A 26,122-nucleotide genomic window follows, 5' to 3' on the forward strand; every position below is an offset into this window, starting at 1 on the left:
GTCCGGGCGATACAGGAGCATCGCCATCGGAAGAAATCCGTCTTGAACCCTATCGAAGCCATTCGCGACGCCCGCGCCCTGTTGAACGAGGCCCCGGCGGAACAACCGAAACCCCTGCGCCTGCTTGCCGCAGCCGCCTTCGCCGCCATGACGGCGGTTCTATTGGCGGGGACTATGGTCGCAGGCCCCGGCGTATCGTTCGACCAGGGTTCCACGGTTTCCAATCCTTAGACTGATCCGCCGGCGCCCTGGCCGCGAGTGGTCGCGGTGAAACGCCACGCGTCCGCAGCCGCCTTCATCGGCGCGCGAGCCTTGGCCAGGGTTTCAGCATATTCGGCGGCCGGATCGCTGTCGGCGACGACGCCGGCGCCGGCCTGGACGAAGATCTGGCCTTTCGCGAACATGGCGGTGCGCAGGACGATGCAGATGTCCGCTTCGCCATTGGCCGAGATATAACCCACGCCGCCGCCGTAGCCGACGCCGCGTTTTTCGGTCTCAAGCTCGTCGATGACCTCCATCGCCCGCACCTTGGGCGCGCCCGAAAGCGTGCCGGCGGGCAGGGCGGCCAGAAGCGTGTCCACTGCGTCCAGCTTGGGATCAACCGCGCCGTTCACATTGGAGACGATGTGCATGACCTGGCTGTAGCGCTCGACCACGAAGCTTTCCGTGACCTCGACCGAGCCGGGCTTGGAGACGCGGCCCACGTCGTTGCGGCCCAGGTCCAGCAGCATCAGATGCTCGGCCCGCTCCTTGGGATCGGCCAGCAGTTCGACTTCCAGCGCCTTGTCCTGGTCGGTCGTGGCGCCGCGCGGGCGGGTGCCCGCCAGCGGGCGGATGGTGACGCGCCCATCCTTCAGCCGGACCAGGATTTCCGGGCTGGATCCAGCCAGTTGGAAGTCCACATAGTCGAGGAAGAACAGGTAGGGCGACGGGTTGCCGCGACGCAGCGAGCGGTAGAAGGCGAACGGATCCTGGCTCCACGGCGCCGAGAAGCGGTGCGCCAGCACGACCTGGAAGATGTCGCCGGCGGCGATGTAGTCCTTGGCCCGCGCGACCATGCGGCCGAAGGCGGCTTCATCGACGTCGGAGTGGAAGGCGGGCGCGGGAACCGGCTCGACTTCGCGCTGGATCGGCAGGGGGCCACGCAGGCGGTCCTCGAAATCCTCCAGACGGGCCTCGGCGGCGGCGTAGGCCTGGACTGGATCGCTTGCGGTGTCCGGATAGGCGGCGGCGATCAGGACGATCTCGTGCTTCACCGAATCGAAGATGGCGACCAGGGCCGGGCGCGCCATGACGGCGTCGGACAGGTCCAGCGGATCGGGATTTGCGGCGCCCAGCGGCTCCAGCAGGCGCACCATGTCGTAGCCGAACACGCCGAACAGTCCAGCGGCCATCGGCGGCAGATCGGCCGGCAGGTCGAACTTGGTCGCCGCGATCAGGGCGCGCAGGGATTCCAGCGCGGGCCGGTCTTCGGGCGTGAAAGCGTCGGACAGAACGTCGACGCCGCGCGCGATCTCGGCCTTGCCGTCCCGGCAGCGCCAGACCACGTCCGGCGACAAGGTGACGAAGGAGTAGCGGCCGTTGACGGCGCCGCCCTCGACCGACTCGAACAGACTGGCGTAACGCCGCCCGTGCCCGACCTTCAGGAAGGCCGAGACGGGGGTCTCCAGATCATCGACCAGGCGGCGGACCAGAACCTGAGGGCGGCCCGCCGTCAGACCGGCGATGAAGGCGTCGCGTTCTTCGTGCATTACTTCTTGGCGGGAGCGGGCGCAGCCGGGGCCGCGGGCGCAGCGGCCGCAGCCTCCACGCCCAGGGCTTGCAGGGCCAGGGCCGGGTCGTTGCGCGACTTGGTGCGCAAGGCGGCGGCGGCGATCGTGCGGTCAGCCAGGGTGTTGGCCAGTTCTTCGGTCAGACGCGGGCGCGCCTGCTCAGCAAGCGGCGCGGCCAGGACGGGCGTCGCCGCGTGGATGGCGTCAACGCGGCCGACCACAAAGGCGGTCTGCGACTGGGCGTCGGAGAAGACCTGGCCCTTGCTCTGACCGAACAGGCCGCGCAGCACGCCGTCGCCGACCTGGGCCTGCGACTCGCGGCTCTGCTGCACGCCGGTGCGGACCGTCAGCGGGGCTCCGGCCTCGGCGGCCACCTTGGCGATGTCCTCGCCGGCGCGGACGCGGCCGGCCAGTTGCTCGGCCTTGGCCGACAGCAGGCGAGCGTTCTCACGCAGGGTCCACTGCTGGCTCAGCGGGGCGCGCACTTCGTCCAGCGTCGGCAGGGCCGACGGGCGGATGTCGTCCAGGCGGACGGCGAAATACTGACCGTCGCCGGCGTCGATCACGTCGCTCTCGCCGCCCTTGGTCAGGGCGTAGGCGCTTTCCAGAACCTGGCGCGGGGCGTTCATCGGCTGGCCGTCGGGCAGTTGGCCCTGCTGGGTGAAGGGCGGCAGCTGGATGACGCGGGCCTTGGCGGCCGTGGCGGCGTCGGCCAGGTTCTTGCCTTCCTGACGGGCCTTCTCGAACTGCTCGACCTTGGCGTAGGTCGCGGCCTTGACGGCCTCGGCCTGAAGCTCCTGGGTCAGGGCGGGGCGGGCGCTTTCCAGCGTCACGGCCTGACCGGCCTGAATGGCGGCCAGCTTGGCGACGGTGAAGCCCAGGCGGCCCTGGATCGGGGCTGAAACCTGGTCGACGGCCAGGCCGAACACGGCGGCGCCGACGGCGGGGTCGCCCACGGCGGCTTGCGGCGTGCCCTTGTAGTCGCCCAGCTGGATGTTGTTGGCCTTGGCGACCTCGGCCGGAGCCTTGCCGGCGCGCAGGTCGGCGGCGATCTTGTCGGCGGCTTCCTTGGTCGGAACGGTCAGGGTGACGAAGGTGCGCTTTTCCGGGTCAGCCAGAGCGGCCTTGCGGAACTCATAGCGCTCTTGAATCTGTTCTTCGGTGACGGTCGGGCGCGGGTCGTTCGGGCCCGGCGTGAACAGCACCAGGGAGATCATGCGGAATTCGGGGCTGCGCAGACGCGCCTCGTTTTCCTTCATGAAGGCGGTCAGTTGGGCGTCGGTCGGTGCGCCCGCGCGACCGGCCATGTCCTGAGTGACCGAGAACCAGCGGCCGTCGCGCGTTTCCAGCGCCTGGCCCGCCAGCAGGGCGGCGTAAACACGCGGTGCTTGCAGGCCGGCGAAGACAGCCGAGCCGACGTGGGCGGTGACGTACTGGTCGCGCAGATCGTCTTCCAGCATCTGCGAGGTCAGGTTTTGCTGGGCCAGAGCCTGGGCGTACAGTTCCTGATCAAATTGGCCAGTGATCTGATTGAAGAAGGCCGGAATCTTGCGAATCTGGGCCAAGACCAACTCTTTTCCGGGACGGATCCCCGCCTTATAGGCCCAGTCTAGGAAGCCCAAGCGCTGGGTCTGGCTCTCCAGATATTGAACGTGCAGGTTTTCCTTGACCATGTCGTCATAGCTGACGGGGCGGCCGGCCTGTTCCTGAAGATTGGCGCGCACGCGCTCGAAATCATTACGGAACTGCATGGAATCGACGCTGCGGTCGCCGGCGCTGATGATGTGACGCGGTCCCAGGCTGGCAAAGATATCGGATTGAGCGCCGACCACCAGGAAGCTGAGGATGATCAGGGCGAACAGGCCCCCAGCCCACTTGGACTTGGCGAAGTTGCGGAAGTGCGTGATCATCTAAGAAGAACCTGACGAGGGCCGGCGTCGAAAGGGCGCCAAGGGTCGCGTATAGGGGGTGCAGGGCCGCCGCCGCAAGTGAGGCTTGACGACATCTTGGCTTCCGCCGCCGTCGCCACTAGACAGGCCGCATGAAACAATCTGTGAAGCTGGTCGCCGGCAACTGGAAAATGAACGGCCTGGGCGCGAGCCTGGCCGAGGCTGAAACCCTCGAGAAGGCGCTGAAGGAGCAGGCTGCGGCCTGTCGCGTGGCCCTGTGCCCGCCCGCCACCTTGATCGACCGCATGGCCCAGGCGCTGAAGGGCGGCGTCGTCGAGATCGGCGGGCAGGACTGCCACGCTGAAACCTCGGGCGCCTACACCGGATCGGTCTCGGCCGAGATGGTTCGCGATGCGGGCGCGGGTCTGGTGATTCTCGGCCACTCGGAGCGCCGCGCCGGATTCGGCGAGACCGACGCCGATGTCGCCGCCAAGGTCGAAGCCGCCCTGGTCGCCGGTCTGGAGCCTATCATCTGCATCGGCGAGACGCTGCAGGAACGCGAAGCCGGGCAGGCGGTCGAGGTCGTCAGCCGTCAGGTCGCCGGTTCGCTTCCGGCCTCGCTGGCGGGCAAGGCCTTCGCCGTCGCCTATGAGCCGGTCTGGGCCATCGGCACCGGCCTGACGCCGACGCTGGAGCAGATCGAGGAAGTCCACGCCGCCGTGCGCGCCGCCATGGTCGCCAAGCTGGGCGAGGGCGGCCGCGTCGCCCCGATCCTGTACGGCGGCTCGGTCAAGCCGTCGAACGCCAGGGAGATCCTGGCGGTGGCCGAGGTCGGCGGCGCCCTGGTCGGCGGCGCCTCGCTGAAGGCCGAAGACTTTCTGGGCATCATCCGCGCGGTTTGACCGCGCGCCTGAGCGTTTGCCCGAAACCTCCATCAATGTTAGAGGCGGCCGCTTGATCGGCGCGCTTCTGCGCCCACATGAATGACGCCATGCTCCAGACCATTCTGCTCGTCGCCATGATCCTGATCTCGGTCGCCCTGTCGGCCGTGATCCTGCTGCAACGTTCCGAGGGCGGCGCCCTGGGCATGGGCGGCGGTCCTTCGGGCTTCATGACGGCGCGCGGGGCAGGCAATCTGCTGACCCGCACCACGTCGATCCTGGCGATCGCCTTCTTCGTTTGCGCCATCGGCCTGACGATCGCGGGCAACTATGCGCGCGGTTCGCGTTCGGTGATCGACGCTGACGCCGTCGGCTCCATCGCCGTGGACCAGCCGCAGCAGACGGCTCCGGCTACGCCTGAAGCCGCACCGGCGACCCCGGCCGCTCCGGCCGCCCCGTCGCTGGACGATCTGGAAGCCAGCCTGCCGGCCGGCCAGGGCGCGCCCGCCCAATAAGGGCGTCGCCGCCATCGAGTTTTGGGGAAGCGCGCCGCAAGGCGCGCTTTCTTCTTTTGATCAACAGTTGGATTTTTCCTGAGCCCCTGCGCGCAGGACGAATCATGGAGTAAGGTGTCCGCCCATGGCTCGCTATGTGTTCATCACCGGCGGCGTGGTTTCCTCTCTTGGAAAAGGCCTCGCTTCCGCCGCTCTCGGCGCTCTTCTGCAAGCGCGGGGCTACAAGGTCCGCCTGCGCAAGCTGGACCCCTATCTCAACGTCGATCCGGGCACGATGAGCCCCTATCAGCACGGCGAGGTCTTCGTGACCGACGACGGCGCCGAGACGGACCTCGACCTGGGCCACTATGAACGCTTCACCGGCGTCTCGGCGGCCAAGTCGGACAACATCACGACCGGTCGCATCTATCAGACGATCATCGAGAAGGAGCGTCGCGGCGACTATCTGGGCGCGACGGTCCAGGTGATTCCGCACGTCACCGACCAGATCAAGCAGTTCTGCCTGAACCCGGCCAAGACGGACGGCGGCGAGGATGTGGACTTCGTCCTGGTCGAGATCGGCGGCACGGTCGGCGACATCGAGGGCCTGCCCTTCTTCGAGGCGATCCGTCAGCTGGAGCAGGATCTGCCGCGCGGCCAGTCGTGCTTCGTCCACCTGACCCTGCTGCCCTTCATCAAGACCGCGGGCGAGATGAAGACCAAGCCGACGCAGCACTCGGTCAAGGAACTGCGCTCCATCGGCATCCAGCCCGACATCCTGCTGTGCCGCTCCGAAGCCCCGATCCCGGCTGACGAGAAGCGCAAGATCGCTCAGTTCTGCAACGTCCGCCCGGACAGCGTCATTCAGGCGATGGACTCTGCTGACATCTACGCCGTGCCGCTGGACTATCACCGCGAGGGCCTGGACACCCAGGTGCTGGCCCACTTCGGCATGACGGACGCGCCCGAGCCGGAGCTGTCCGGCTGGAACGAGATCGTGCGCCGCCGCCTGCACCCGGACGGCGAAGTCACCATCGCCGTGGTCGGCAAATACACCGTCCTGAAAGACGCCTATAAGTCGCTGATCGAGGCCCTGCAGCACGGCGGCGTCGCCAACAACGCCAAGGTCAACATCGACTGGGTCGAGGCCGACACCTTCGCCGGCGATCCGCAGGCTTGCGCCGAACGGCTGGAAGGCGCCCACGCCATCCTGGTGCCCGGCGGCTTCGGCGAGCGCGGGGCCGAGGGTAAGATCGAGGCGGCGCGCTACGCCCGCGAGCGCAAGATCCCGTACTTCGGCATCTGCTTCGGCATGCAGATGGCGGTGATCGAGGCGGCGCGGAACCTGGCGGGTTATCCCAAGGCGACCTCGACCGAGTTCGGCCCGGCGGAAGAGCCCGTCGTCGGCCTGATGACCGAGTGGATCCAGGGCAATGAGCGCGTGAAGCGCGAGCAGGGCGGCGATCTGGGCGGCACCATGCGTCTGGGCGCTTATGCTTCCACCCTGGCGCCCGGCTCCAAGATCGCCGAGATCTACGGCCAGACCGATATCAACGAGCGCCACCGTCACCGCTATGAGGTGAACATCAACTACCGGCAGGCGGTGGAGGAGAAGGGCGGCCTGTTCTTCGCCGGTCTGTCGCCGGACGGCGTGCTGCCCGAGACGGTGGAGCGCAAGGATCACCCTTGGTTCATCGGCGTGCAGTATCACCCTGAATACCGCAGCCGCCCCTTCGCTCCGCACCCGCTGTTCGCCAGCTTCGTCGAGGCGGCCCTGGTGCAGAGCCGTCTGGTCTGATCACAGACGATTGTAGCGGCGTTCTCCGAATTTCGTGTCAAGTTGTCGTTAACGATTGGGAACGACGCCGATGGCCGGAGACATTCTCTACTTTCTGCACCGCCACTTTAAGGCGGTATTTGCGATCAGCCTGACGCTGGGCGTGCTTCTGGCGTACGCCGTGGCTCGAATGACGCTGCGCTTGATTTTCGGGATCTGAGAAAGCCAGCCACTATCCGTAGTGGCGGACAGGGTGGGATTCGAACCCACGGTAGGCTTCCACCTACGGCGGTTTTCAAGACCGCTGCCTTAAACCACTCGGCCACCTGTCCAGCGCGACTCGGCGCGCACGCGTGCATAGCCGTAAAGCTGCATGTGATCCAAGTGGAAAGCGCGCCTTAGCTGCGGGTGGGTGATCGACTTGAGCGGGTAACCAGCCAGATCCCGACGCAGACCAGGATCAGCGCGATCAGATAGCTCCATTTGAACATGGATTCTCCCAGGAAAACGGCGGACAGCGTCACGCCGAAAACAGGGATCAGGAAGTTGAAGGCGGCGATCAGGCCGACTGGATTGTGCTTCAGCAACAGGCTCCACACAGCGAAGGCGACCGAGGACAGCAGCGCCAGATAGAGCAAGAGGGCGCCAGATGCGGCGTTCAGCGCCTCCAGGTGGCCGCCCGTCGCCCATCCGCCGCCGGTCAGCACGGCGCCGCCGATGAATAGTTGCCAACCAGTCATGACCATAGGGTCCATCTCGCGAGAGATTCGCTTGCCATAGATGGAGGCCGCCGCCAGCATGAAGGCGGCGATGACGATGAAGCCTTCGCCCAGCAGTATGAAATCGAATCCCAATCCTGCTCCGCCTAGATTGACGACGACGACGCCCAGGAAGCCGATCAGGCAGCCCAGAGCCTTGCGCCCGTTCAGACGGTCGTCGGCATAGAGGTAATGAGCCAGTACGACGCTGAAAAAGACGCTGGTGGCGTTCATGATCGAGGACTTAACGCCGGTGGCGTGAGCCAGGCCGATGTAGAAGAAGACGTATTGAATCGTGGTCTGCGTCAGGCCCAGCAGGGCGACTTGTGCGACCTGTCGAGGCCTGAAGCGCAGAATTGGTTTTCTGAGCGCGGCGGCGACGATCAGCAGGATCAATCCGGCCAGGGCGAACCGCCAGCCTGCGAACGCCAACTGGCTGGGAATGTCATTCTGAGCGATGTGCAGCAGGGCGTAGCCGCTTTTTACGGCAGGGAAGGCGCTGCCCCACAATGCGCAGCACAGGGTCGCAAGAACGAAGACCCCGGAGCGGGCCTGATACAGCGGTTGGGTCAAGATCTGCTTCAGGGAGAGGGAGGAAGGAGAGTCGCGACGTTCAGTCGCGCTCATAGGCGCAAACGCCGCGTTAACCAAACCGGAAAACCCCCTGGCCCATAAAGGCGGCGTTTCCAGTCGGTCGGAGTACGTTGATCATGTGGGCCAGAACGTTGAAAGGCGCGATTGTCGCCGCCGCCTTTTCGACCCTGGCGGCGTGCGCCAGCCTTGGGGGCGAACGTGACGCGCCGCTGAATCCGCCCGTGGTGACAGACCCTGCGCCCTTCGTGTCCGGGACCATGCGCCCATATCAGGTGCGCGGGCGCTGGTATCACCCGAAGGAACAGCCCAACTACGATGAAACGGGGCAGGCGTCGTGGTACGGCGCGTATCATCATGGACGCTCGACCTCGACCGGCGAGCGTTTCGACATGAACGCCCTTACGGCTGCGCACAAGACATTGCCCCTGCCCAGTCTGGTCGAAGTGACCAATCCTGCGAACGGTCGTCGAGCGATCCTGCGCGTCAATGACCGCGGGCCCTTTGTGGATGGTCGGATCATTGACCTTTCGCAAGGCGCGGCGGAGGCGTTGGGGCTGCTGAACCAGGGCGTTGGCGAGGTGCGGGTCCGCTATGTCGGTCGTGCGCCGCGCCAGGGCGGCGGAACGCCGATGCAACGCGCGGAGGCGTCGCCGCCACGCTCAACCCCGGTAGCGACGCGGGGATCCGGGCCGCGTCCTTATTATGAAGCTGCCGCTGTTGAGCAGCCTTCACCGGTTTCGATGCCGCCGCCGCTGCCGGCTCAGCCTGTTCAGCCGTATGTGACGCCGGTCGCCACGTCGCCTGCCGCGGCCTATTGGGTTCAGGCTGGCGCCTATGCGGACAGACGTGGAGCCGACGAGGTCGCACGACGTCTTGGCGACCGTGCTTCCATCCAGAACGTCGATCGCAACGGCCGCCCCCTGTTCCGTGTCGTCGTCGGCCCCTGGCCCGATGCGACCGCCGCCGAACGCGCGCGCCAGGCCGTGATTGCGCGTGGTTTCAGCGACGCCCTGTTGATAGGCGGCTGACGGGTCTTGCGTCCCTCGCCCGGGTCGCCATTGTGCGCAGGTGCAGCGAGGCAGATTCATCACGTTCGAAGGCGGCGAAGGCGCCGGCAAGACCACTCAGGCGCGCCTGTTGGTCGAGCGGCTGCGCGCTGCGGGTCTGGACGTGATTCAGACGCGCGAGCCTGGCGGTTCGCCGGGGGCGGAGGAAATCCGCAACATCGCTGTTTCGGGCGAGGCCGACCGCTGGTCGCCCCGCACCGAAACGCTGTTGATGTACGCCGCCCGTTCCGACCATCTGGAGCGCACCATCCGCCCGGCGTTGGCTGCGGGCTCTTGGATCGTCTGCGATCGCTTCGCCGATTCGAGCCGCGTCTATCAGGGAGCGGGCGGCGGCGTATCTGAAAGCCTGATCGAGGCGCTGGATGCGGCGGTGGTTGATGGCGATCAGCCGGACCTGACCCTGGTGTTCGACCTGCCGGTGGATGTGGGGCTGGAGCGCGCCTTCGGCCGTGGACTGTTCGAGACTCGGTTTGAATCCAAGGGCGTGGCTTTCCATCAGAAGTTGCGTGACGGGTTTCTGGATGTCGCCGAACGTCATCCCGACCGCTGCGTCGTCATCGACGCCACGGGCGAGGTGGACGAGGTGTCCGAACGCCTTTGGGCGGTGGTGGAGGCGCGGCTGCTTTGAGCGAGCACCCGCGCGACCGGTTCGATCTGATCGCGGACCTCAAGGCCGAGGAGGCCTTTCTGGACGCCCTGGATCGTGGCCGTCTCCATCACGCATGGCTTTTGTGCGGGGGCGAGGGATCGGGCAAGGCCAGTTTCGCTTACCGCGCCGCGCGGCGTCTGCTGGGCGCGGCGCCCGACCTGTCGCGCGGGCCGCTGGGCGCTTCGCCGCATGATCCGGTCAGCCGTCTGGTTTCGGCCCAGTCGCATCCTGATCTGCTGGTGCTGGAGCGTCTGGTCGAGGGCGGCAAGCAGAAAAAGTCGATCTCAGTCGAACAGGCGCGTGATCTGCCCGAGTTCTTCGCCAAGAGCCCGTCTCAGGCGCGGCATCGGGTGGCGATCATCGACGCTGCAGACGACCTGAACGTCAATGCCGCCAACGCCTTGTTGAAAATTCTTGAGGAACCGCCTGAAAGCGGTGTCCTGTTCCTGGTGACGCACGCGCCGGGCCGTTTGCTGGCCACCATCCGGTCGCGATGTCGCCGTCTCAGCTTTCCCGTCTGGTCTGAACATCGGCTGGCGGAACTGGTTCTGCAGCGTACGGGCGTTTCGCCGTCCGAGGCGGACGAGGCCGCGCGTATGGCCGGAGGTTCGCCGGGCGCGGCCCTGGATCTGGCTTCCGGCGCCATGTCCGAGACAGATCGGCTGGCGCGCGCCTGGGTCGAGGGCGGCGCCGTGGACCGCGCTGAGCAATTGGCTGTCGCCGACGGTTTTCGCGGAGCCGAGGGGCAGGCGCGATTCGAGGCCCTGATGGATCGGCTGATCGCGGCGGTGAAGCGGCGAGCGGTCGAGACCGGCGGGCGCGAGGGCGCGCAATGGGCTGAGCTGTGGGGACGGTTGTCGGAATTGCCGGATCGCGCGGCGGGTCTGAACATGGACAAGGGAGATGCTCTGGCCGGCGCCCTGGCTGATATCGCCCGCGTCAAGGCATCTGTATGAGAGCGTCCGCCTGAAATGATCATCGACAGCCACGTCAATCTTCACGCGCCCCAGTTCGACGAGGACCGCGACGCCGTGATCGATCGCGCGAGAGAGGCGGGCGTGCGGCTGATGGTCGAGATTTCCGACAAGCTGTCCACCTTCGAGGCTACGCACGCCCTGGCCATGAACAACGCCGACATCTGGTGCACGGTCGGGGTCCATCCGCATGAGGCCAAGGATTACGCCGGGCTGACGGCTGACCGTCTGGTCGAACTGGCTCAACGTCCGCGGGTCATCGGCATCGGCGAGTGCGGACTGGATTTCCACTACGACCTCAGTCCGCGCGATGTTCAGGCGGCGGTGTTCCGCCAGCACGTAGAGGCGGCGCGTCGCACGGATCTGCCTCTGGTGATCCATACTCGCGAGGCGGATGGCGTCATGGCCGACATCCTGCGTGAAGAGCAGGCCCGCGCGCCGTTCAAGTTCCTGATGCACTGCTACACCAGCGGGATGGAACTGGCGGAACTGGCGATGGACTTGGGCGGCTGGTTCTCAGTCTCCGGCATCGCCACCTTCAAGGCCGCCGAGGAGGTGAGGGAGGTCATCCGGCGCATGCCAGAGGATCGCATCATCGTCGAGACAGACTGCCCCTATCTGGCGCCGATTCCGCATCGGGGCCGTCGCAATGAGCCGGCCTATGTCGGCCTGGTGTTGGCTAAGCTGGCCGAGATTCGGGGCTGGTCGCCCGAACAGGCCGAGCGCCTGACCGCCGACGCCTTCTTCAACCTGTTCGATCGTATCCCAAGGCCTGCGGAATGAGCGAGCTGGAGGTCGTCATCCTGGGGTGCGGCTCATCGGGCGGAGTGCCGCGCGGCGACGGCGACTGGGGCGACTGCGATCCGGCCGAGCCGCGCAATCGGCGCACGCGCTGCTCCTTGCTGGCCCGCCTTCACGGCCCCGATGGCGTGACTAGCGTGGTCATCGATACCTCGCCCGATTTCCGCCAGCAGATGCTGATGGCGGGAGTCCGCCGTGTTGATGGCGTTCTTTATACCCATGACCATGCAGATCAGACTCACGGCATTGATGATCTGCGTGTCTTCGCCGCCCATGCCCGGCGACGTATTCCCGCCTGGATGGATGAGGCGACTCGTACGGCTCTGACGCGGCGGTTCGACTACATCTTCGAGAGCCAGCACGGCTATCCCGCCATCGTCGAGGCGAGGTCGGTTCCATCGCACGGCGAGATCTGGAGCGTGACCGGACCGGGGGGCGATCTGCCCGTCGTCACCTTTGATCAGGCGCACGGGCCGATCCGTTCAGTCGGTTACCGGATCGGCGGCCTGGTTTATTCCAGCGATGTATCTGACCTTGACGAAGCGGCTCTGGATGCGGTGCGCGGGGCTGATTTGTGGGTTCTGGACGCCCTTCGCTATACGCCGCATCCGACCCACGCGCATGTCGACAAGGCGCTGGACTGGATTGCGCGTACGAGAGTGAAGCGGGCCGTGCTGACCAATCTGCACATTGATTTGGATTACCAGCGGTTGAAACGCGAGCTTCCGGCTCATGTTGACGTCGCCTACGACGGTTGGAGCGACCGGCTGTCGTTGGCTTAGGCGCGCATCGGCGTCTGATCCGACATGGATCGTCGGGAGAATATGTGATGGGCGACGACGTTTTTATCGTTTATTCGCTGCTGCCTGAATTGCGGCGGGTGGGGGCCCTCCATTGGTACAACGGCGATGACGGGGCTCCCGTCACGCGAGCCTGGACGACTGTATGAAACGTTTGTTCGCTTACTTCATCATCGGGGCGATGGTCCTCGGGGTGTTGACGGGCTGGGGCCTGAACCACTTCCTGACCGCAGACCAGGCGTCGTCGGCGGCGTCGAACCTGAATCTGATCACCGACGTCTTCCTGCGCCTGATCAAGATGATCATTGCGCCGTTGGTGTTCACGACCCTGGTGGCCGGCATTGCGCACATGGAGGACGCGGCCTCGGTGGGACGGATCGGCGTCAAGACCATGACCTGGTTCATCGGCGCCTCGATCGTGTCGCTGGTGCTGGGCCTGGTGATGGTCCAGCTGCTGCAGCCCGGCGCGAACATGCATCTGCCCGAAGCCGTGGCGGCCAGCGCGCCGGCGGCTTCGACGGACGCCTTCTCCCTGCATGGCTTCATCACCCATCTGGTGCCGACCTCGATCTTCGACGCCATGGCCAAGAATGAGATTCTGCAGATCGTCGTCTTCTCGGTCTTCGTCGGAACGGCGGTCGCGGCCCTGGACGACAAGGCGCCGGCGGTGCTGCACCTGGTCGAACAGGCCGCCTCCATCATGCTGAAGGTGACCGAGTTCGTGATGAAGCTGGCGCCCTTCGCCATCTTCGCCGCCCTGGCCTCGACTATCGCCACCCAGGGTCTCGAGATGCTGGGCACCTACGCCAAGTTCGTGCTGGGCTTCTACGGCTCCATGGGCGTGCTGTGGGGTTTGCTGTTCCTGGCCGGAGCCGTGGTGCTGGGCAAGCGGGTGATCCCGCTGTTCCGCGAGATCCGCACCCCAACCCTGCTGGCCTTCTCGACGGCCAGTTCGGAAGCGGCCTACCCGCGCATCCTGGAGGCCCTGCCCAAGGTCGGCGTGCGCCGCCGTATCGTCAGCTTCGTCCTGCCGCTGGGCTATTCGTTCAATCTGGACGGGTCGATGCTCTACTGCACCTTCGGCACCATGTTCATCATGCAGGCCCACGGCGTGCAGCTCAGCGTGTCGCAGCAGATATTCATGCTGCTGCTGCTGATGGTGACGTCCAAGGGGATCGCCGGCATTCCGCGCGCGTCGCTGGTGGTGATCATGGCGACCCTGACCTACTTCGGCCTGCCTGAGGCATGGATCGCCATCGTCCTGGGCGTCGACCACCTGCTCGACATGGGCCGCTCGGCCACCAACGTCGTCGGCAACTCTGTCGCCGCCGCCGTGGTCGCCAAGTGGGAAGGCGAGCTGGATGACATGCCCGAGGCCGACGGGCAGGACGGCCAGGCGCAACCCGCCACCGTCTGAGCCGGCTCCGGCTGTTCAAGATCAGGGCGTGGAGGCAACATCCTTCACGCCCTTTTTCGTAGCCGCGTTCAGAGGCGTTGCAGCGGCAACCCCATGCCTGCCGCGATCAGCCAGGTTTCGTCCGCCAGGGCAGCGATTCGCTGGTTCAGACGACCAGCCTCGTCTCTGAAACGGCGGCCCAGAGGGTTGTCCGGCACCAGAGACCACCCAACCTCGTTGCTGACGACCCATAGGCGCGCTGGGCAGGCGGTTAGGGCGGCGGCCAGTTCATCGACGGCGGGGGCCAGGTCGCGCTCGGCCAGCATCTGATTGCTGAGCCACAAGGTCAGGCAGTCGACCACCGCCACATCCTCGGCCGACAGGGCGCGCACGGCCTCGGCCAGATCCAACGGCGCTTCGATTTGGCGCCAGCCCTGGCCGCGTTCGGCCTGATGGCGGGCGATGCGGTCGCGCATCTCGTCGTCGAAAGCCTCGGCGGTGGCGATGAAGACGGGCGAGAGGCCCGCCGCCTCGGCGGCCTGTTCAGCCTGCCTTTGGGCGTAGCCGCTCTTGCCGGAACGGGCGCCGCCGAGAACCAGGCTTAGGGTCATGCGTCGTCTCTCCGGTTGACCTGAACCGCACGCGGTCCTACTGCCACGGTCGCGTCAGGTTCCCCGAAAGGGGATTGAAAGGGAACGGAGTGTGAAACTCCGGCTGTTCCCGCAACTGTAAGCGGCTAGCCCGCGCGTCATACGCCACTGGCGGTCCGGAAGGCCACGGCCTGAACGACTGCTGGGAAGGCGACGCGCACCGGCCTTGATCCGCGAGCCAGGAGACCTGCCTGTCGCCGTCGTTCTCCGTGCGGTCGGGATGTGCCGGGCGGTCGAGGCAACTCGTGTGACGACAGTCGTAAACCAGCCGCGTCAGCGGCCGCCTTCGCTCATCCGGGCGACGGGCGGTCCGGCGCGGCGTCGTCATATGGAGACCCGGAATGAACCGGACCGCATTCGCTACCCTGGCCGCCGCCAGCCTTATGGCCGCCGCTCCCGCTTTCGCCGCTGAAACCGTCGATCAACAGGCCGCCGCTCCTGACGTGGCGGGCCGCGCCGGCGCCACCGCCGTCGAGGACGTGGTCGTCACCGCCAACCGCTCGGCCCAGCCGATCGAGCGCGTCGGCGCCTCGGTCACTGTCCTGACCCAGGCCGCCATCGAGGCGCGCCAGACCCCGGCCGTGGTCGAGCTTCTGGCCCAGACGCCGGGCGTCAGCTTCACCCGCAACGGCGGCGTCGGCACCTCGACGGGCGTCAACATCCGCGGCGCTGAGAGCCAGCACACCGTCGTCCTGATCGACGGGGTCAAGCTGAACGACCCGTCCTCGACCCAGGGCGGCTTCAACTTCGGCAACCTGCTGGTCGGCGACACGGCGCGCATCGAGGTGCTGCGCGGCGCCCAGTCGACCCTGTGGGGCAGCCAGGCCATCGGCGGCGTGGTCAACATCGTCACCGCCGAACCGACCGAAGCCCTGCAAGGCGGCCTCGACGCCGAGGCCGGCGCGCGCGGCACGACCTATTTCCGCGGCGGGATCGGCGGGGCCAGTGAGCGCCTGAGCTGGCGTCTGGCCGCCAGCCGCTATGACACCGACGGCTTCTCGGCCTTCGCCAAGGGGACCGAGGACGACGGCTACACCAACACCGGCCTGTCCGGCCGCCTGAACGTCAAGGTGACGGACGCGGTGTCCCTGGACCTGCGCTCGGTCTGGTCCAGCGGCCGCAACGACTTCGACGCCTTCAACGGCGACAGCCGCGAATACGGCAAGACCCAGGAGCTGGTCGCCTACGCCGGACTGAACTTCGACCTGCTGGACGGCCGGTTCCGCAACCGCATCGGCTACGCCCATACCGACACGGACCGCCGCAACTTCAACCCGGACAACAAGGTCCAGACCCTGACCTTTGACGCCGAGGGCCAGAACCGCCGCTGGGAGTATCAGGGCGCCTTCGCCGTCACCGAGGCGCTGAACGCGACTTTCGGCCTGGAGCACGAGAAGTCGGAGATGAAGACCCGCTCGCCCGGCGACTGGAACCCGAACCCGGCCTTCGGCCGCGGCGAAGCCGAACTGAACAGCGCCTATGGCCAGGTGCAGTGGACGGTGCTGGACGGCCTGACCCTGACCGGCGGCCTGCGCTATGACGACCACGCGCAATATGGCGACAACCTGCTGGGCCAGGTCGCGGCGGCCTGGGCCCTGAACGAGGGCGATACGGTGGTGCGCGCCAGCTGGGGCCAGGGCTTCCGCGCGCCGGGCCTGTATGAGCTGTACAGCGAGTACGGCAATCTGAACCTGCAACCGGAAGAGTTCGACAGCTGGGAGATCGGCGTCGAGCAGCGCCTGTTCGACCGCGCCGTCGTCTCGGCGACCTACTTCAACCGCCAGGCGGACAATGAGATCCGCTACAACGGCTGCTCGACGCCCTCGACGGACCCGCTGTGCACCGTCAACGGCGCAGGCCGCTGGGGCTATTACCGCAACGTCCAGAAGACCGAGGCGCAAGGCGTCGAACTGGTCGGCCGCGTGGATGTGACGGAGCGCCTGAACGTCAGCGCCAACTACACCTGGACCGACGCCAAGAGCGCCTCGGGCGCCGCGGACGGCAAGCGTCTGACGCGCCGTCCCGAGCATATGGCGAATTTCGCCGCCGACTACGCCTTCGCCTTCGGCCTGAAGACGGGCGTGGCGGTGCGTTACGTCGGCGAGACGTTCAACAACGACACGAACACGGCGAAGGTCGACGCCTACACCCTGGTCGATCTGCGCGCCTCCTATCCGATCAACGACGCCCTCGAAATCTACGGCCGGATCGAGAACGCCTTCGACGAGGACTATCAGACGGTCCTGAACTACGGCGCGCCGGGCCAGGGCGTGTTCGGCGGCGTTCGCGTCCGGTTCTGATGCGATGAAGGACGCCGCGTTCCTGACGACGGCGACCCGGCACGGCGGCGGCCTGATAACGGCCGCCGCCGCCTATCCCGACGCGCCGCAGCCCTGGCTGGACCTGTCCACGGGGATCAATCCCGAGCCGTGGCGGGGAGCGCGCGCGTCGGAGGAGGCGCTGAACCGCCTGCCCGATCCCGCCGCCCTGGCGGCGTTGGAGGCGGTCGCTGCGGCCGCCTTCGGCGCTTCGCCTGAGCGGACGGCGGCGGTCGCGGGAGCCGAAGCGGCGATCCGTCTTCTGCCCCTGCTGCTGGGCGTGCGGGCGGTCGAGGTCGTCGGCCCGACCTACGGCGCCCATGCCGAGGCCTGGCGGGCGGCGGGCGTGGCGACGCGCCTGATCGCGCCGGATCAGGCGGCGGCCTCGCAGGCGGGCGTGCTGGTCGTCGTCAATCCGAACAATCCCGACGGGCGCCTGACCCGGCGGGCCGATCTGATCGCCATGGCGCGGGCGCGGTCCAAGGCGGGGCGCTGGCTGGTGGCGGACGAGTCCTTCATCGAATGCGCGCCCGGCGACAGCGTGTCGGACCTGGCCGAGCCGGGGCTGATCGTCCTGCGCTCGTTCGGTAAGTTCTACGGTCTGGCCGGGGTGCGGCTGGGCTTCATGCTGGCGGCGCCCGAGCTGATCCGGCGATTGCGCGCGCTTCAGGGCGACTGGCCGGTCAGCGCCGACGCCCTGACGCTGGGGCTGGGCGCCTACGCTGACGAGGCCTGGCGGCGCCGGACCGAGGCGGCCCTGGCCGAGCGGGCCGATCGGCTGGACGACTTGCTGGCGCGGGCGGGGTTCCAGATCATCGGCGGGACCAGCCTGTTCCGCATGACGCGCACGCCCCACGCCGCGCGCTGGTTCCAGCACCTGTGCCGCGCGGGCATCCTGACCCGGCCGTTCGACCATACGCCCGACGCCCTGCGCTTCGGCGTTCCGGTCGAGCGCGACTTCCCTCGACTGCGACGCGCGCTGGAGGCCTTCGGATGAGGGCGAGCCGGCGACAGGCGCTGGCGGGCGCGGGAGCCATGCTGGTCGTCGGGCCGGCTGCGGCCGACGCTGCGCCGCGCCGCGTGGTGTCGCTGAACGCCTGCCTTGACGCCATCCTGGTCCACGTCGCCGACCGGGGGCAGATCGCCTCCCTCAGCCACTATGCGCGCGAGCCGGTCGGCTCGACCATTTCCGAGGTGGCCGAGACCCTGCCCTTCACCTGGGAGACGGCGGAAGAGGTCATCGCCCTGCGCCCCGATCTGGTGCTGACCAGTCGCCACAGCGCCCTGGCGACCCGCAATGCCCTGGGCCGTCTGAACATCCAGACCGAACTGTTCGCCGTGCCCGACAGCGTGGCCGCAAGCCTGGACCAGGTGCGCGAGGTCGCCCGCCTGGTCGGCCGCCCGGCGCGGGGCCAGGCCCTGATCGCGCGCATCGAGGCGGCCATCGCCGCCGCCGCCCCGCCGCCGGGATCGGCGCCGCTGACGGCCCTGATCTACCAGCCCAACGGTTTCGCCGCCGGGCGCGGCACCTTGATGGACGAGATGATGACCCGCGCCGGTTTCGAGAATGTCGCCGGCCGCTATGGCCTGGGCAAATGGGGCAATGTCCCGGTTGAGCGCCTGCTGGCCGACCCGCCCCAGGTGTTGCTCAGCGGCGTGCCGGTGCGCGGCTCGCGCACCTGGGCCGACCGGGTGATGCGTCATCCGGCGCTGAAGTCCCTGTCCGGGCGGATGGTGCAGGCGCAACTGGAAGAGAAGCTGCTCTATTGCGGCGGGCCGGTGCTGATCCAGACCGCCGCCGCCCTGGCTCGCGCGCGCCGCACGGCGCTGGAGGCCCTGACATGACCCTGCCGCGTCCCCTGGTGATGATCGGGCTTCTGCTCCTGATCGTCGCCCTGTCCGTCGCCAGCATGAGCGCGGGCCGCGTCTGGATTCCGTGGAGCGACTGGGCGAGCCAGCGCGGCGATCCCGCCTGGGCCATCCTGTTCGAGCTGCGCCTGCCGCGCACCGTGCTGGCCCTGATGGTCGGGGCGGTGCTGGGCCTGACCGGGGCGGCGTTGCAGGGCTATACGCGCAACCCGCTGGCCGATCCGGCGATCCTGGGCGTCTCGACCATGGCGGCGCTGGGGGCGGTGCTGACCTTCTATCTGGGCGGGGCGGCCAGCGCGCCGTGGGTGCTGCCGGTCGTGGCCATGGTCGGGGCGGGGATCGGCGTGCTGTTGCTGCTGGCCCTGGCGGGGGCGACCAGCAGCGTCGTCACCTTCATTCTGGCCGGGGTGGTGATTCAGACCATGGCCGGGGCGGGCGTGGCCCTGGCGCTGAACCTGGCGCCCAACCCCTGGGCGGTGAACGAGATCGTCAACTGGCTGATGGGGTCGCTGGCCGACCGCAGCGTGGTCGAGCTGAGGCTGGCGGCGCCGGGCATGATCCTGGGCTGCCTGCTGCTGTTGACCCAAGGGCGGACGCTGGACGCCCTGACCCTGGGCGAGGCGGGGGCGCGGTCGTTGGGGGTGCGGCTGGACGTCGGGCGGATGATGCTGGCGCTGGGGGCGGCCCTGGCGGTCGGTTCGGCGGTGGCGGTGACGGGGTCGATCGGCTTCGTCGGCCTGATCGTGCCGCATCTGCTGCGGCCCCTGATCGGCGCGCGGCCCAGCGGCCTGCTGCTGCCCTCGGCTCTGGGCGGCGCCGCTCTGACGCTGGCGGCGGACATTCTGGTGCGGCTGACGCCCGCTTCGACCGAGATCAAGCTGGGCGTGGCCATGGCGGCCCTGGGCGGCCCCTTCTTCCTGGCCCTGCTGATCAACATGAGAAGGAAGCTGGCGTGAGTATCCTGAGCGCGGAGAACCTGTCTGTCCGGCTGGGCGACAAGGCGGTGCTGAACGGCGTCGACGCCGCCTTCGCGCCGGGGCTGGTGACGGCGATTGTCGGACCGAACGGGGCGGGCAAGTCGACGCTGCTGGACTGTCTGGCGGCCCTGCGGACGCCCGACGCGGGCCGCGTGATGTTGGACGGCCGAGCATTGCGCGATCTGCCTGCGCGCGCGCGTTCACGGCGCATCGCCTATCTGCCCCAGAACGCCGAGATCGCCTGGGCGGTCGAGGGGCGGACCTTCGTCGGCCTGGGCCGCACCCCCTACGTCGGCGCCTGGGGCCTGAGGGCGGACGACCGCGCCGCCGTGGCCCGCTCCATGGCCGTGGCGGGGGTGGAGGGGTTCGCCGACCGCGTCGTCTCGACCCTGTCGGGCGGCGAGCGGGCGCGCGTCCTGATCGCCCGCGCCCTGGCCGGAGAACCGCAATGGCTGCTGGCGGACGAGCCGCTGGCGGGCCTCGATCCGGGTCATGTGCTGGACGCCTGCGACCTGTTCCGGCGGCTGGCGGATGAAGAGGGGCGGGGCGTCGTCCTGACCCTGCACGACCTCGACGCGGCCTTGCGCGTGGCGGATCGGGTGATCGTTCTGGCTGAGGGACGCGTGCTGGCCGACGCCGCCCCGGCCGAGGCCCTGTCGCCCGAGGTGCTCAAGACGGCGTACGGCGTCGAGGCGCGCACCCTGGACGGCGCGCGCGGCCCGGTGCTGGAGATGGTCGGCCGTGCCCGTTAGCAGCCTGCCCATGCCCTGGATCGTCGCGGGGGCTTTGCTGGTCGAGGGCGTCGTCGGCTGGCCCCGGCGCCTGTCGCATCCGGTGGCGTGGCTCGGCGCCCTGATCGCGGTGCTGGAGCGGCGCTGGAACAAGGCGGAACGGCCCGAAGGCGCACGCCGCATCCTGGGCGTCGTCACGGTCCTGATCCTGATCACGGTCGCAGGCGGGGCGGGCTGGGGCGTACAGGCGATGGCCGCCGCCTCGCCGTTTTGGCCGGGGGTGGCGTTGCTGTTAGTCTGCGGCGCGACGGGACTGGCGGCGCGCAGCCTGTTCGACCACGTCCGCGCCGTGGCTCGGCCGCTGAAGGCGGGCGACCTGCCCGCCGCGCGTCTGGCGGTCGGCATGATCGTCGGCCGCGACGTCGAGGCGATGGACGAGAACGAGGTCGCGACGGCCGCTCTGGAAAGCCTGGCCGAGAGCTTCTGCGACGGCGTGGTCGCGCCGGTCTTCTGGTTCGTGATCGGCGGCCTGCCGGGCCTGTTTGCCTATAAGGCCATCAACACCGCCGACAGCATGATCGGCCACAGGGAGCTGCGCTGGCGGGCCTTCGGCTGGGCCGCGGCGCGGATCGACGACGTGATGAACTGGATCCCGGCGCGCATCGCGGGCGCCCTGATCGCTCTGGGCGGCGCAGGCGGTTGGCGCATCATGTGGCGCGATGCAGGCAGGCACGCCTCGCCCAACGCCGGGTGGCCCGAGGCGGCCATGGCGGGCGCGCTGCGGGTTCGACTGGGCGGGCCGGTCCGCTATGACGGCGTCATGACCGACCGACCTGTCTTCGGCGACTGGGCGCCGCCGTCCGCTCATGATCTGAAACGCGGGCTGAAGGTTTACGGCCTCGCCTGCGCCCTGTTGCTGATGCTGCTGATCGGCGGGGGCTTCGCATGGCCGCGCTGATGATCCAGGGCTGCGGCTCGGACGTGGGCAAGTCGGTGCTGGTCGCGGGCCTGTGCCGCGTCTTCGCCAATCGCGGCCTGAAGGTGCGGCCGTTCAAACCGCAGAACATGTCCAACAACGCCGCCGTCACAGCTCCCGATCAAGCTGGCCGCACCGGCGAGATCGGCCGCGCCCAGGCGCTTCAGGCGCTGGCCTGCCGCACCCCGGCGACCGTCGACATGAATCCCGTCCTGCTAAAGCCGCAGAGCGACACCGGCGCCCAGCTGGTCGTGCGCGGTCAGGTCGAGGGCGTGTGGCAGGCGGCGGGTTACCAGGACCGCAAGGCCGCTCTGCTGGACGTGGTGCTGGACAGCTTCCGTCGCCTTCAGGCTGAAGCCGATCTGGTGATTGTCGAGGGCGCGGGCAGTCCGGCCGAGACCAATCTGCGCGCCGGGGATATCGCCAACATGGGTTTCGCCCGCGCGGCGGACGTGCCGGTGGTGCTGGTCGGCGACATCGACCGGGGCCATGTGATCGCCTCCCTGGTCGGCGCCCATGCGGTGCTGGACGACGAAGACCGGGCGATGATCCGGGGCTTCATCATCAACAAGTTTCGCGGCGATCCGGCCCTGTTTGATCAGGGCCGGGCCGAGATCACGCGGCGCACGGGCTGGGCGGACCTCGGCATGGCGCCGTGGCTGGCGGATGCGCGGGCTCTTCCGGCCGAGGACGCCGTGGTGCTGGAACGGTCGGCCGACGCGCGTGGCGGAAAGGTGCGGATCGCCGTGCCCATGCTGTCGCGCATCGCCAACTTCGACGACTTCGATCCGCTGCGGCATGAGCCGGGCGTGGACTTCGGCTTCGTGCCGCCGGGGCAGGCCCTGCCGGGCGATGCGGACTTGATCATCCTGCCGGGGACCAAGGCGACGCTGGCCGATCTGGCCTTCCTGCGCGCGCAGGGCTGGGACGTGGACATCGCCGCCCATGTGCGACGCGGCGGGCGTGTGCTGGGCGTGTGCGGCGGCTATCAGATGCTGGGCCGCACGATCAGCGATCCCGACGGCGTCGAGGGCGTGGCGGGTTCGGCGCCGGGGCTGGGCCTGCTGGACGTCGAGACGGTGTTGGCGGGGGCCAAGACCCTGCGCCGGGTCGAGGGACGGCTGACGCCCTCGGGCGCGGCGATCGAGGGCTATGAGATCCACATCGGCCGCACCGGCGGCCCGGACACGGCGCGGCCGGTCGCCATGATCGACGGGGAGGCGCACGGCGCGCGCTCGGGCGACGGGCGGATCGCGGGCCTCTATGTCCACGGCCTGTTCGACCGGGCCGAGGCGCGGGCGGCCCTGCTAGCGGAGGTCGGGGCCGTGTCTGACCGCGTGGATCAGGGCGCGTGGGTGGATCAGGCGCTGGACCGCATCGCCGCCGTGCTGGAAACCCATTTCGACATTCCGGCTCTGGCCCGGATTGCAGGACTGAAATGACCGAACTGACCGAGCTTTTCTCCGTGCCGCCGCTGGATCAGGGGCTGCGCGCGTCGCTGCGGGAGGCGCTGGACGGCAAGGCCAAGCCGGTCGGCGCCCTGGGTCGGATCGAGGATCTGGCCCTGACACTGGGTCTGATCCAGCAGACTCTGCGCCCGACCGTGACCCAGCCGGTGCTGCTGGTCTTCGCTGGGGATCACGGGCTGACGCGCTCGGGCGTGGCGGCCTATCCGGCGGGGGTGACTGTGGCCATGGTCGATACGTTGCTGATGGGCCGGGCCAGCGCCAACGCCTTCGCCAAGGTCGTCGGCGCGCAGGTACAGGTGATCGACGCGGGCGTCGCCGCCGATCTGTCAGACCGGGCCGGCTTGATCCACGCCAAGGTCGCGCCGGGAACGAAGGACGCCTCGGTCGAGCCCGCCATGACGCCCGATCAGGCGCAGGCCGCCCTGCTGGAAGGCGCCGCCATGGCGCGTGCCGCCATCGACGAGGGCGTCGATGTGATCGCGCTGGGCGAAATGGGCATTGGCAACAGCGCTTCGGCGGCCCTGCTGATGCACCGACTGGCGCCCGCGCCTCTGGCCGACTGCGTGGGGCAGGGGGCGGGCCACTCGCCCGAGGGCATGGCGCGCAAACAGGCTGTGCTGGCTAAGGCCGCCGCTCGGTCGGACGCGACGGCGCCGCTGGAGGTGCTGACCCAGTTCGGCGGCTTCGAGATCGCCATGATGGCCGGGGCCCTGCTGGGCGCGGCGAAGGCGGGCGCGCCGGTCGTCGTCGACGGCTTCATCGGTTCGGCGGCGGCCCTGCTGGCGATCCGGCTGGCGCCGGATGCGCGCGACTACTGCATCTTCGCCCACGCCTCGGCCGAGGCGGGGCATCGTCGGATGCTGGAGGCCGTCGAGGCGCAACCCCTGCTGGGCCTCGACATGCGTTTGGGCGAGGGGACGGGCGCGCTGCTGGCCGTGCCGCTGCTGAAGGCGGCCTGCGCCCTGCTATCCGATGTGGCCGAGCTGAAGGACATATTGGAGGCCGCGCGATGATCGGGCGCGAGGCGCGGCTCTTCGTCTGCGCCCTGCAGTTCCTGACGCGCCTGCCGACGCCGCCGCTGCGCGATTTCCAGCCCGAGTGGATCCAGCAGAGCGCGCGCTGGTTCCCGCTGGTCGGGCAGGTGGTCGGCGTGATCGCGGCGGCGATTCTGTATGGCGCGGCCCAGGTGTGGAGCCCGTGGATCGCGGCCCTGCTGGCCGTGGCGGCGGGCGTGGCCCTGACTGGCGGCTTCCACGAGGACGGGCTGGCCGACGCCGCCGACGGTCTGGGCGGCGGCCAGACGCGGGCGCGGCGGTTGGAGATCATGAAGGACAGCCGTCTCGGATCATACGGCGCGCTGACGCTGGGGCTGACGCTGGCGTTGCGGGTGGCGGCGCTGGCGATGCTGGTCGCCGTCTCGCCGTGGATGGCGGCGGCGGCGCTGGTCGCATCACACGGACTGGGCCGGGCGGCGGCGGTCGGGGCGATGGCGCTGATGTCCTATGGCGGCGACCCCGGCATGGCCAAGGAGGGCAAGCCGGACCGCGCCTCGATGACGGGGTTTACGGTCGCCGTTCTGGTCGCCCTGTGGCCGTTGGCCCTGTTGCCGGTTGCGGCGGGCGTAGTCGGCGTGGCGGCGGGGCTGGTCGTCGGGGCGGTTCCGGCCTGGCAGGCGCAACGGCTGATCGGCGGGCGTACCGGCGACGTGCTGGGCGCGGTGGAGCAGATGTTCGAGGTCGGCTTCCTGCTGGCCGTCGCCGGGCTGCTGGCGACATGAGGCTGATCGTCTCGCCCCTGCCGCAGGTTGAGCGGCTGCTGGCGGCGCACCAGCCGTCGCATCTGGTGACGCTGGCCTCGCCGGGGGCTGAAGCGGCCTTTGAGGCCGAACATCGGCTGGACCTGCGTTTCAACGACATCGCCGCCCCGCGCGGGGGTCTGGTCGCGCCGTCGCTCGAACACGTCGAGGCCCTTTTGACGTTCTCGAAGGGATGGAGCGGCGCGCGGTCTCTGCTGATCCATTGCTGGGCGGGGGTCAGCCGCTCGACGGCGGCGGCCTATGTCGTCGCCTGCGCCCGCACGGCGCCGGGGCGCGAGTCTGAGTGGGCTGCGCGTCTGCGAGACGCCGCCCCGACCGCCACGCCCAATGCCCTGATCGTCGCCCATGCAGACCGCTTGCTGGATCGCGACGGGGCTATGGTCCGCGCCGTCGAGGCCATCGGCCGGGGCGCCGAGACCGACTGGGGCGCGCCCTTTGAACTGGACCTGACCGCCGAAGGAGACGGCCGCCGATGAACGACCCGCACGACGACGAACTGAACGCCCGCCACGCCGAGAAGATGAAGCGCATCCAGGCCGCTCGCGCCCGGATGATGCAGTCCAAGACGGTCGAGCGCGGCCTGGTCATCGTCCACACCGGAACCGGCAAGGGTAAGTCGACGGCGGCCATGGGCATGGTCTGCCGCATGATCGGCCACGGGATGAAGACCTCCATCATCCAGTTCATCAAGGGGGCGATGGAGACGGGCGAGCAGACCCTGTTCGACAGCTTCCCCGACCTGGTCGAGATGCGGCCGATGGGCGAGGGCTTCACCTGGGACACCCAGGACCGCGCCGCCGACATCGCCAACGTCCGCCGCGCTTGGGAGGCCGCCAAGGCCCGCATCATGGACCCGGAATGGAAGATGGTCGTCTGCGACGAGCTGAACATCGCCCTGCGCTACGACTACCTGCCGGTCGAGGAGGTGCTGGAGGTTCTGGCCGCCCGCCCGGCTGGCGCCCACATCGTCATCACCGGTCGCAACGCCCCGGAGGCCCTGATCGCGGCGGCCGATCTCGTCACCGACATGCAGATGGTCAAGCACCCCTTCCGCAGCGGGGTGAAGGCCCAGGCCGGGGTGGAGTTCTGATGACGGAGGCGACGGCGCGATTGGTCGTCTGCACCACCTGCCGTCTGTCGTCGGACGAGCCCGTGGACGCGGACGGCGTCTGCGGCGGACAACGGCTGCTTCAGGCCGTGGCGGCGGCGGCGCGGGTCGCGCCCGAACTGCGGGTCGAGGAGCAGGCCTGCCTGTGGGCCTGCCGCAGCCATTGCACCGTCTATCTGGCCCAGGGTGGAAAGCCCGGCTACCTGGCCGGAACCTTCACGCCGACCGCCAACGCCGCCGAGGCCATCGTCGATTTCGCGCGCCGCTACGCCGCCAGCCCGGACGGCGCTGTGCCCTATCGCGACTGGCCCGAGGGGATGAAGGGCCACTTCATCGCCCGCCTGCCTACGGTCTAG

27 protein-coding genes, 1 tRNA gene and 1 riboswitch are annotated in these 26,122 nt (G+C 68.6%); of the genes, 23 read left to right on the forward strand and 5 right to left on the reverse strand.

Features of this window, described 5'->3' with window-relative positions:
• Nucleotides 1-42 precede the first annotated feature (42 nt).
• The gene (locus tag EGK63_RS04830) at nucleotides 43-231 is read left to right on the forward strand and encodes a hypothetical protein (RefSeq protein ID WP_125900177.1); all 189 of its coding nucleotides are present in this window, start codon (nucleotides 43-45) and stop codon (nucleotides 229-231) included.
• On the opposite strand, the gene trpE is transcribed toward EGK63_RS04830, so the two are convergent.
• Together trpE and EGK63_RS04840 are read right to left on the reverse strand one after the other, a co-directional pair.
• Complete coding sequence (gene trpE, locus EGK63_RS04835; protein ID WP_125900178.1) at nucleotides 228-1,751, reverse strand: anthranilate synthase component I; 1,524 nt, start codon at nucleotides 1,749-1,751, stop codon at nucleotides 228-230. The two genes, EGK63_RS04830 and trpE, sit on opposite strands and share 4 nt — an antisense overlap.
• Nucleotides 1,751-3,682, reverse strand: a complete 1,932-nt coding sequence (locus EGK63_RS04840; protein ID WP_125900179.1) for a peptidylprolyl isomerase — start codon at nucleotides 3,680-3,682, stop codon at nucleotides 1,751-1,753. The genes trpE and EGK63_RS04840 overlap by 1 nt, the downstream gene beginning before the upstream one ends.
• A gap of 131 nt (nucleotides 3,683-3,813) precedes the next feature.
• On the opposite strand from EGK63_RS04840, the gene tpiA reads away from it, so the two are divergent.
• The 4 genes from tpiA (at nucleotide 3,814) to EGK63_RS16880 (ending at nucleotide 7,033) form a co-directional block, all read left to right on the forward strand.
• Nucleotides 3,814-4,563, forward strand: coding sequence for a triose-phosphate isomerase (gene tpiA / locus EGK63_RS04845; RefSeq protein ID WP_125900180.1), 750 nt, complete (start codon nucleotides 3,814-3,816; stop codon nucleotides 4,561-4,563).
• Nucleotides 4,564-4,652: 89 nt separating this feature from the next.
• The gene (gene secG, locus EGK63_RS04850; protein WP_223850708.1) at nucleotides 4,653-5,057 is read left to right on the forward strand and encodes a preprotein translocase subunit SecG; all 405 of its coding nucleotides are present in this window, start codon (nucleotides 4,653-4,655) and stop codon (nucleotides 5,055-5,057) included.
• A 124-nt stretch (nucleotides 5,058-5,181) separates the two neighbouring features.
• On the forward strand, nucleotides 5,182-6,834 hold the full coding sequence (locus EGK63_RS04855) for a CTP synthase (RefSeq protein WP_125900181.1): 1,653 nt from the start codon (nucleotides 5,182-5,184) through the stop codon (nucleotides 6,832-6,834).
• A 70-nt stretch (nucleotides 6,835-6,904) separates the two neighbouring features.
• Nucleotides 6,905-7,033 carry a hypothetical protein gene (locus tag EGK63_RS16880; protein ID WP_256375756.1) on the forward strand — a complete coding sequence of 43 codons (129 nt, stop codon included), beginning with the start codon at nucleotides 6,905-6,907 and terminating at the stop codon, nucleotides 7,031-7,033.
• A gap of 22 nt (nucleotides 7,034-7,055) precedes the next feature.
• Here the strand turns inward: EGK63_RS16880 and EGK63_RS04860 are convergent.
• Nucleotides 7,056-7,145, reverse strand: a tRNA-Ser gene (locus EGK63_RS04860).
• Nucleotides 7,146-7,211: 66 nt separating this feature from the next.
• Nucleotides 7,212-8,144, reverse strand: a complete 933-nt coding sequence (locus EGK63_RS04865) for a DMT family transporter (protein ID WP_243637578.1) — start codon at nucleotides 8,142-8,144, stop codon at nucleotides 7,212-7,214.
• A 137-nt stretch (nucleotides 8,145-8,281) separates the two neighbouring features.
• On the opposite strand from EGK63_RS04865, the gene EGK63_RS04870 reads away from it, so the two are divergent.
• The 6 genes from EGK63_RS04870 to EGK63_RS04895 all read left to right on the forward strand — a co-directional run bounded on the left by EGK63_RS04870 (nucleotide 8,282) and on the right by EGK63_RS04895 (nucleotide 13,873).
• Nucleotides 8,282-9,193 (forward strand): septal ring lytic transglycosylase RlpA family protein, encoded by a 912-nt coding sequence (locus tag EGK63_RS04870; RefSeq protein WP_125900183.1) that lies wholly within the window; start codon nucleotides 8,282-8,284, stop codon nucleotides 9,191-9,193.
• A gap of 40 nt (nucleotides 9,194-9,233) precedes the next feature.
• Nucleotides 9,234-9,860: a dTMP kinase gene (tmk, locus tag EGK63_RS04875; protein WP_125900184.1), complete on the forward strand. Its 627-nt coding sequence runs from the start codon at nucleotides 9,234-9,236 to the stop codon at nucleotides 9,858-9,860.
• Nucleotides 9,857-10,837, forward strand: coding sequence for a DNA polymerase III subunit delta' (locus EGK63_RS04880; RefSeq protein WP_125900185.1), 981 nt, complete (start codon nucleotides 9,857-9,859; stop codon nucleotides 10,835-10,837). Before tmk ends, EGK63_RS04880 begins: the two co-directional genes overlap by 4 nt.
• Before the next feature lie 15 nt (nucleotides 10,838-10,852).
• Entirely contained in the window at nucleotides 10,853-11,638 is a 786-nt protein-coding gene (locus EGK63_RS04885; RefSeq protein ID WP_125900186.1) for a TatD family hydrolase, read from the forward strand.
• Entirely contained in the window at nucleotides 11,635-12,438 is an 804-nt protein-coding gene (locus EGK63_RS04890) for an MBL fold metallo-hydrolase (RefSeq protein WP_125900187.1), read from the forward strand. Before EGK63_RS04885 ends, EGK63_RS04890 begins: the two co-directional genes overlap by 4 nt.
• Before the next feature lie 163 nt (nucleotides 12,439-12,601).
• Nucleotides 12,602-13,873, forward strand: a complete 1,272-nt coding sequence (locus EGK63_RS04895) for a dicarboxylate/amino acid:cation symporter (protein WP_125900188.1) — start codon at nucleotides 12,602-12,604, stop codon at nucleotides 13,871-13,873.
• Nucleotides 13,874-13,941: 68 nt separating this feature from the next.
• On the opposite strand, the gene cobU is transcribed toward EGK63_RS04895, so the two are convergent.
• A complete protein-coding gene (gene cobU, locus EGK63_RS04900; protein ID WP_125900189.1) occupies nucleotides 13,942-14,463 on the reverse strand; it encodes a bifunctional adenosylcobinamide kinase/adenosylcobinamide-phosphate guanylyltransferase in 522 nt (173 codons plus the stop codon).
• 39 nt (nucleotides 14,464-14,502) lie between these two features.
• Nucleotides 14,503-14,712, forward strand: a riboswitch (cobalamin riboswitch).
• Between the two features lie 131 nt (nucleotides 14,713-14,843).
• Here cobU and EGK63_RS04905 point away from each other — a divergent pair.
• From EGK63_RS04905 to EGK63_RS04960, 12 genes are read left to right on the forward strand one after another with little or no spacing between them, the layout of a single operon-like run.
• Nucleotides 14,844-16,802 carry a TonB-dependent siderophore receptor gene (locus EGK63_RS04905; protein WP_125900190.1) on the forward strand — a complete coding sequence of 653 codons (1,959 nt, stop codon included), beginning with the start codon at nucleotides 14,844-14,846 and terminating at the stop codon, nucleotides 16,800-16,802.
• A gap of 4 nt (nucleotides 16,803-16,806) precedes the next feature.
• Entirely contained in the window at nucleotides 16,807-17,817 is a 1,011-nt protein-coding gene (cobD, locus tag EGK63_RS04910) for a threonine-phosphate decarboxylase CobD (protein WP_125900191.1), read from the forward strand.
• Entirely contained in the window at nucleotides 17,814-18,665 is an 852-nt protein-coding gene (locus EGK63_RS04915; protein ID WP_243637579.1) for an ABC transporter substrate-binding protein, read from the forward strand. The genes cobD and EGK63_RS04915 overlap by 4 nt, the downstream gene beginning before the upstream one ends.
• Nucleotides 18,662-19,645 (forward strand): iron ABC transporter permease, encoded by a 984-nt coding sequence (locus tag EGK63_RS04920; protein ID WP_125900192.1) that lies wholly within the window; start codon nucleotides 18,662-18,664, stop codon nucleotides 19,643-19,645. The genes EGK63_RS04915 and EGK63_RS04920 overlap by 4 nt, the downstream gene beginning before the upstream one ends.
• On the forward strand, nucleotides 19,642-20,418 hold the full coding sequence (locus tag EGK63_RS04925; RefSeq protein WP_125900193.1) for an ABC transporter ATP-binding protein: 777 nt from the start codon (nucleotides 19,642-19,644) through the stop codon (nucleotides 20,416-20,418). The genes EGK63_RS04920 and EGK63_RS04925 overlap by 4 nt, the downstream gene beginning before the upstream one ends.
• Nucleotides 20,408-21,355: an adenosylcobinamide-phosphate synthase CbiB gene (gene cbiB, locus EGK63_RS04930; protein WP_243637580.1), complete on the forward strand. Its 948-nt coding sequence runs from the start codon at nucleotides 20,408-20,410 to the stop codon at nucleotides 21,353-21,355. The genes EGK63_RS04925 and cbiB overlap by 11 nt, the downstream gene beginning before the upstream one ends.
• Nucleotides 21,343-22,815 (forward strand): cobyric acid synthase, encoded by a 1,473-nt coding sequence (locus EGK63_RS04935; RefSeq protein ID WP_125900194.1) that lies wholly within the window; start codon nucleotides 21,343-21,345, stop codon nucleotides 22,813-22,815. The genes cbiB and EGK63_RS04935 overlap by 13 nt, the downstream gene beginning before the upstream one ends.
• Nucleotides 22,812-23,855, forward strand: coding sequence for a nicotinate-nucleotide--dimethylbenzimidazole phosphoribosyltransferase (cobT, locus tag EGK63_RS04940; RefSeq protein WP_125900195.1), 1,044 nt, complete (start codon nucleotides 22,812-22,814; stop codon nucleotides 23,853-23,855). Before EGK63_RS04935 ends, cobT begins: the two co-directional genes overlap by 4 nt.
• The gene (gene cobS / locus EGK63_RS04945) at nucleotides 23,852-24,619 is read left to right on the forward strand and encodes an adenosylcobinamide-GDP ribazoletransferase (protein WP_125900196.1); all 768 of its coding nucleotides are present in this window, start codon (nucleotides 23,852-23,854) and stop codon (nucleotides 24,617-24,619) included. The genes cobT and cobS overlap by 4 nt, the downstream gene beginning before the upstream one ends.
• The gene (locus EGK63_RS04950; protein ID WP_125900197.1) at nucleotides 24,616-25,134 is read left to right on the forward strand and encodes a tyrosine phosphatase family protein; all 519 of its coding nucleotides are present in this window, start codon (nucleotides 24,616-24,618) and stop codon (nucleotides 25,132-25,134) included. Before cobS ends, EGK63_RS04950 begins: the two co-directional genes overlap by 4 nt.
• Nucleotides 25,131-25,748: a cob(I)yrinic acid a,c-diamide adenosyltransferase gene (cobO, locus tag EGK63_RS04955; RefSeq protein WP_125900198.1), complete on the forward strand. Its 618-nt coding sequence runs from the start codon at nucleotides 25,131-25,133 to the stop codon at nucleotides 25,746-25,748. The genes EGK63_RS04950 and cobO overlap by 4 nt, the downstream gene beginning before the upstream one ends.
• Entirely contained in the window at nucleotides 25,748-26,122 is a 375-nt protein-coding gene (locus tag EGK63_RS04960) for a DUF1636 domain-containing protein (protein ID WP_125900199.1), read from the forward strand. The genes cobO and EGK63_RS04960 overlap by 1 nt, the downstream gene beginning before the upstream one ends.

This window comes from Brevundimonas sp. 357 (assembly GCF_003938605.1).
Classification (GTDB): domain Bacteria; phylum Pseudomonadota; class Alphaproteobacteria; order Caulobacterales; family Caulobacteraceae; genus Brevundimonas.

Excerpts from the sequence above, each read along its gene's own strand:
- EGK63_RS04915 (WP_243637579.1), top strand. The coding sequence starts at position 17,814 with ATGAGGGCGAGCCGGCGACAGGCGCTGGCGGGCGCGGGAGCCATGCTG.
- trpE (WP_125900178.1), bottom strand. The coding sequence starts at position 1,751 with ATGCACGAAGAACGCGACGCCTTCATCGCCGGTCTGACGGCGGGCCGC.
- EGK63_RS04840 (WP_125900179.1), bottom strand. The coding sequence starts at position 3,682 with ATGATCACGCACTTCCGCAACTTCGCCAAGTCCAAGTGGGCTGGGGGC.
- EGK63_RS04950 (WP_125900197.1), top strand. The coding sequence starts at position 24,616 with ATGAGGCTGATCGTCTCGCCCCTGCCGCAGGTTGAGCGGCTGCTGGCG.
- EGK63_RS04920 (WP_125900192.1), top strand. The coding sequence starts at position 18,662 with ATGACCCTGCCGCGTCCCCTGGTGATGATCGGGCTTCTGCTCCTGATC.
- EGK63_RS04960 (WP_125900199.1), top strand. The coding sequence starts at position 25,748 with ATGACGGAGGCGACGGCGCGATTGGTCGTCTGCACCACCTGCCGTCTG.
- EGK63_RS04890 (WP_125900187.1), top strand. The coding sequence starts at position 11,635 with ATGAGCGAGCTGGAGGTCGTCATCCTGGGGTGCGGCTCATCGGGCGGA.
- EGK63_RS04895 (WP_125900188.1), top strand. The coding sequence starts at position 12,602 with ATGAAACGTTTGTTCGCTTACTTCATCATCGGGGCGATGGTCCTCGGG.
- secG (WP_223850708.1), top strand. The coding sequence starts at position 4,653 with ATGCTCCAGACCATTCTGCTCGTCGCCATGATCCTGATCTCGGTCGCC.
- EGK63_RS04935 (WP_125900194.1), top strand. The coding sequence starts at position 21,343 with ATGGCCGCGCTGATGATCCAGGGCTGCGGCTCGGACGTGGGCAAGTCG.
- tpiA (WP_125900180.1), top strand. The coding sequence starts at position 3,814 with ATGAAACAATCTGTGAAGCTGGTCGCCGGCAACTGGAAAATGAACGGC.
- cobD (WP_125900191.1), top strand. The coding sequence starts at position 16,807 with ATGAAGGACGCCGCGTTCCTGACGACGGCGACCCGGCACGGCGGCGGC.
- cobO (WP_125900198.1), top strand. The coding sequence starts at position 25,131 with ATGAACGACCCGCACGACGACGAACTGAACGCCCGCCACGCCGAGAAG.
- cobS (WP_125900196.1), top strand. The coding sequence starts at position 23,852 with ATGATCGGGCGCGAGGCGCGGCTCTTCGTCTGCGCCCTGCAGTTCCTG.
- EGK63_RS16880 (WP_256375756.1), top strand. The coding sequence starts at position 6,905 with ATGGCCGGAGACATTCTCTACTTTCTGCACCGCCACTTTAAGGCGGTA.
- EGK63_RS04870 (WP_125900183.1), top strand. The coding sequence starts at position 8,282 with ATGTGGGCCAGAACGTTGAAAGGCGCGATTGTCGCCGCCGCCTTTTCG.
- cobT (WP_125900195.1), top strand. The coding sequence starts at position 22,812 with ATGACCGAACTGACCGAGCTTTTCTCCGTGCCGCCGCTGGATCAGGGG.
- EGK63_RS04885 (WP_125900186.1), top strand. The coding sequence starts at position 10,853 with ATGATCATCGACAGCCACGTCAATCTTCACGCGCCCCAGTTCGACGAG.
- EGK63_RS04855 (WP_125900181.1), top strand. The coding sequence starts at position 5,182 with ATGGCTCGCTATGTGTTCATCACCGGCGGCGTGGTTTCCTCTCTTGGA.
- EGK63_RS04905 (WP_125900190.1), top strand. The coding sequence starts at position 14,844 with ATGAACCGGACCGCATTCGCTACCCTGGCCGCCGCCAGCCTTATGGCC.
- cobU (WP_125900189.1), bottom strand. The coding sequence starts at position 14,463 with ATGACCCTAAGCCTGGTTCTCGGCGGCGCCCGTTCCGGCAAGAGCGGC.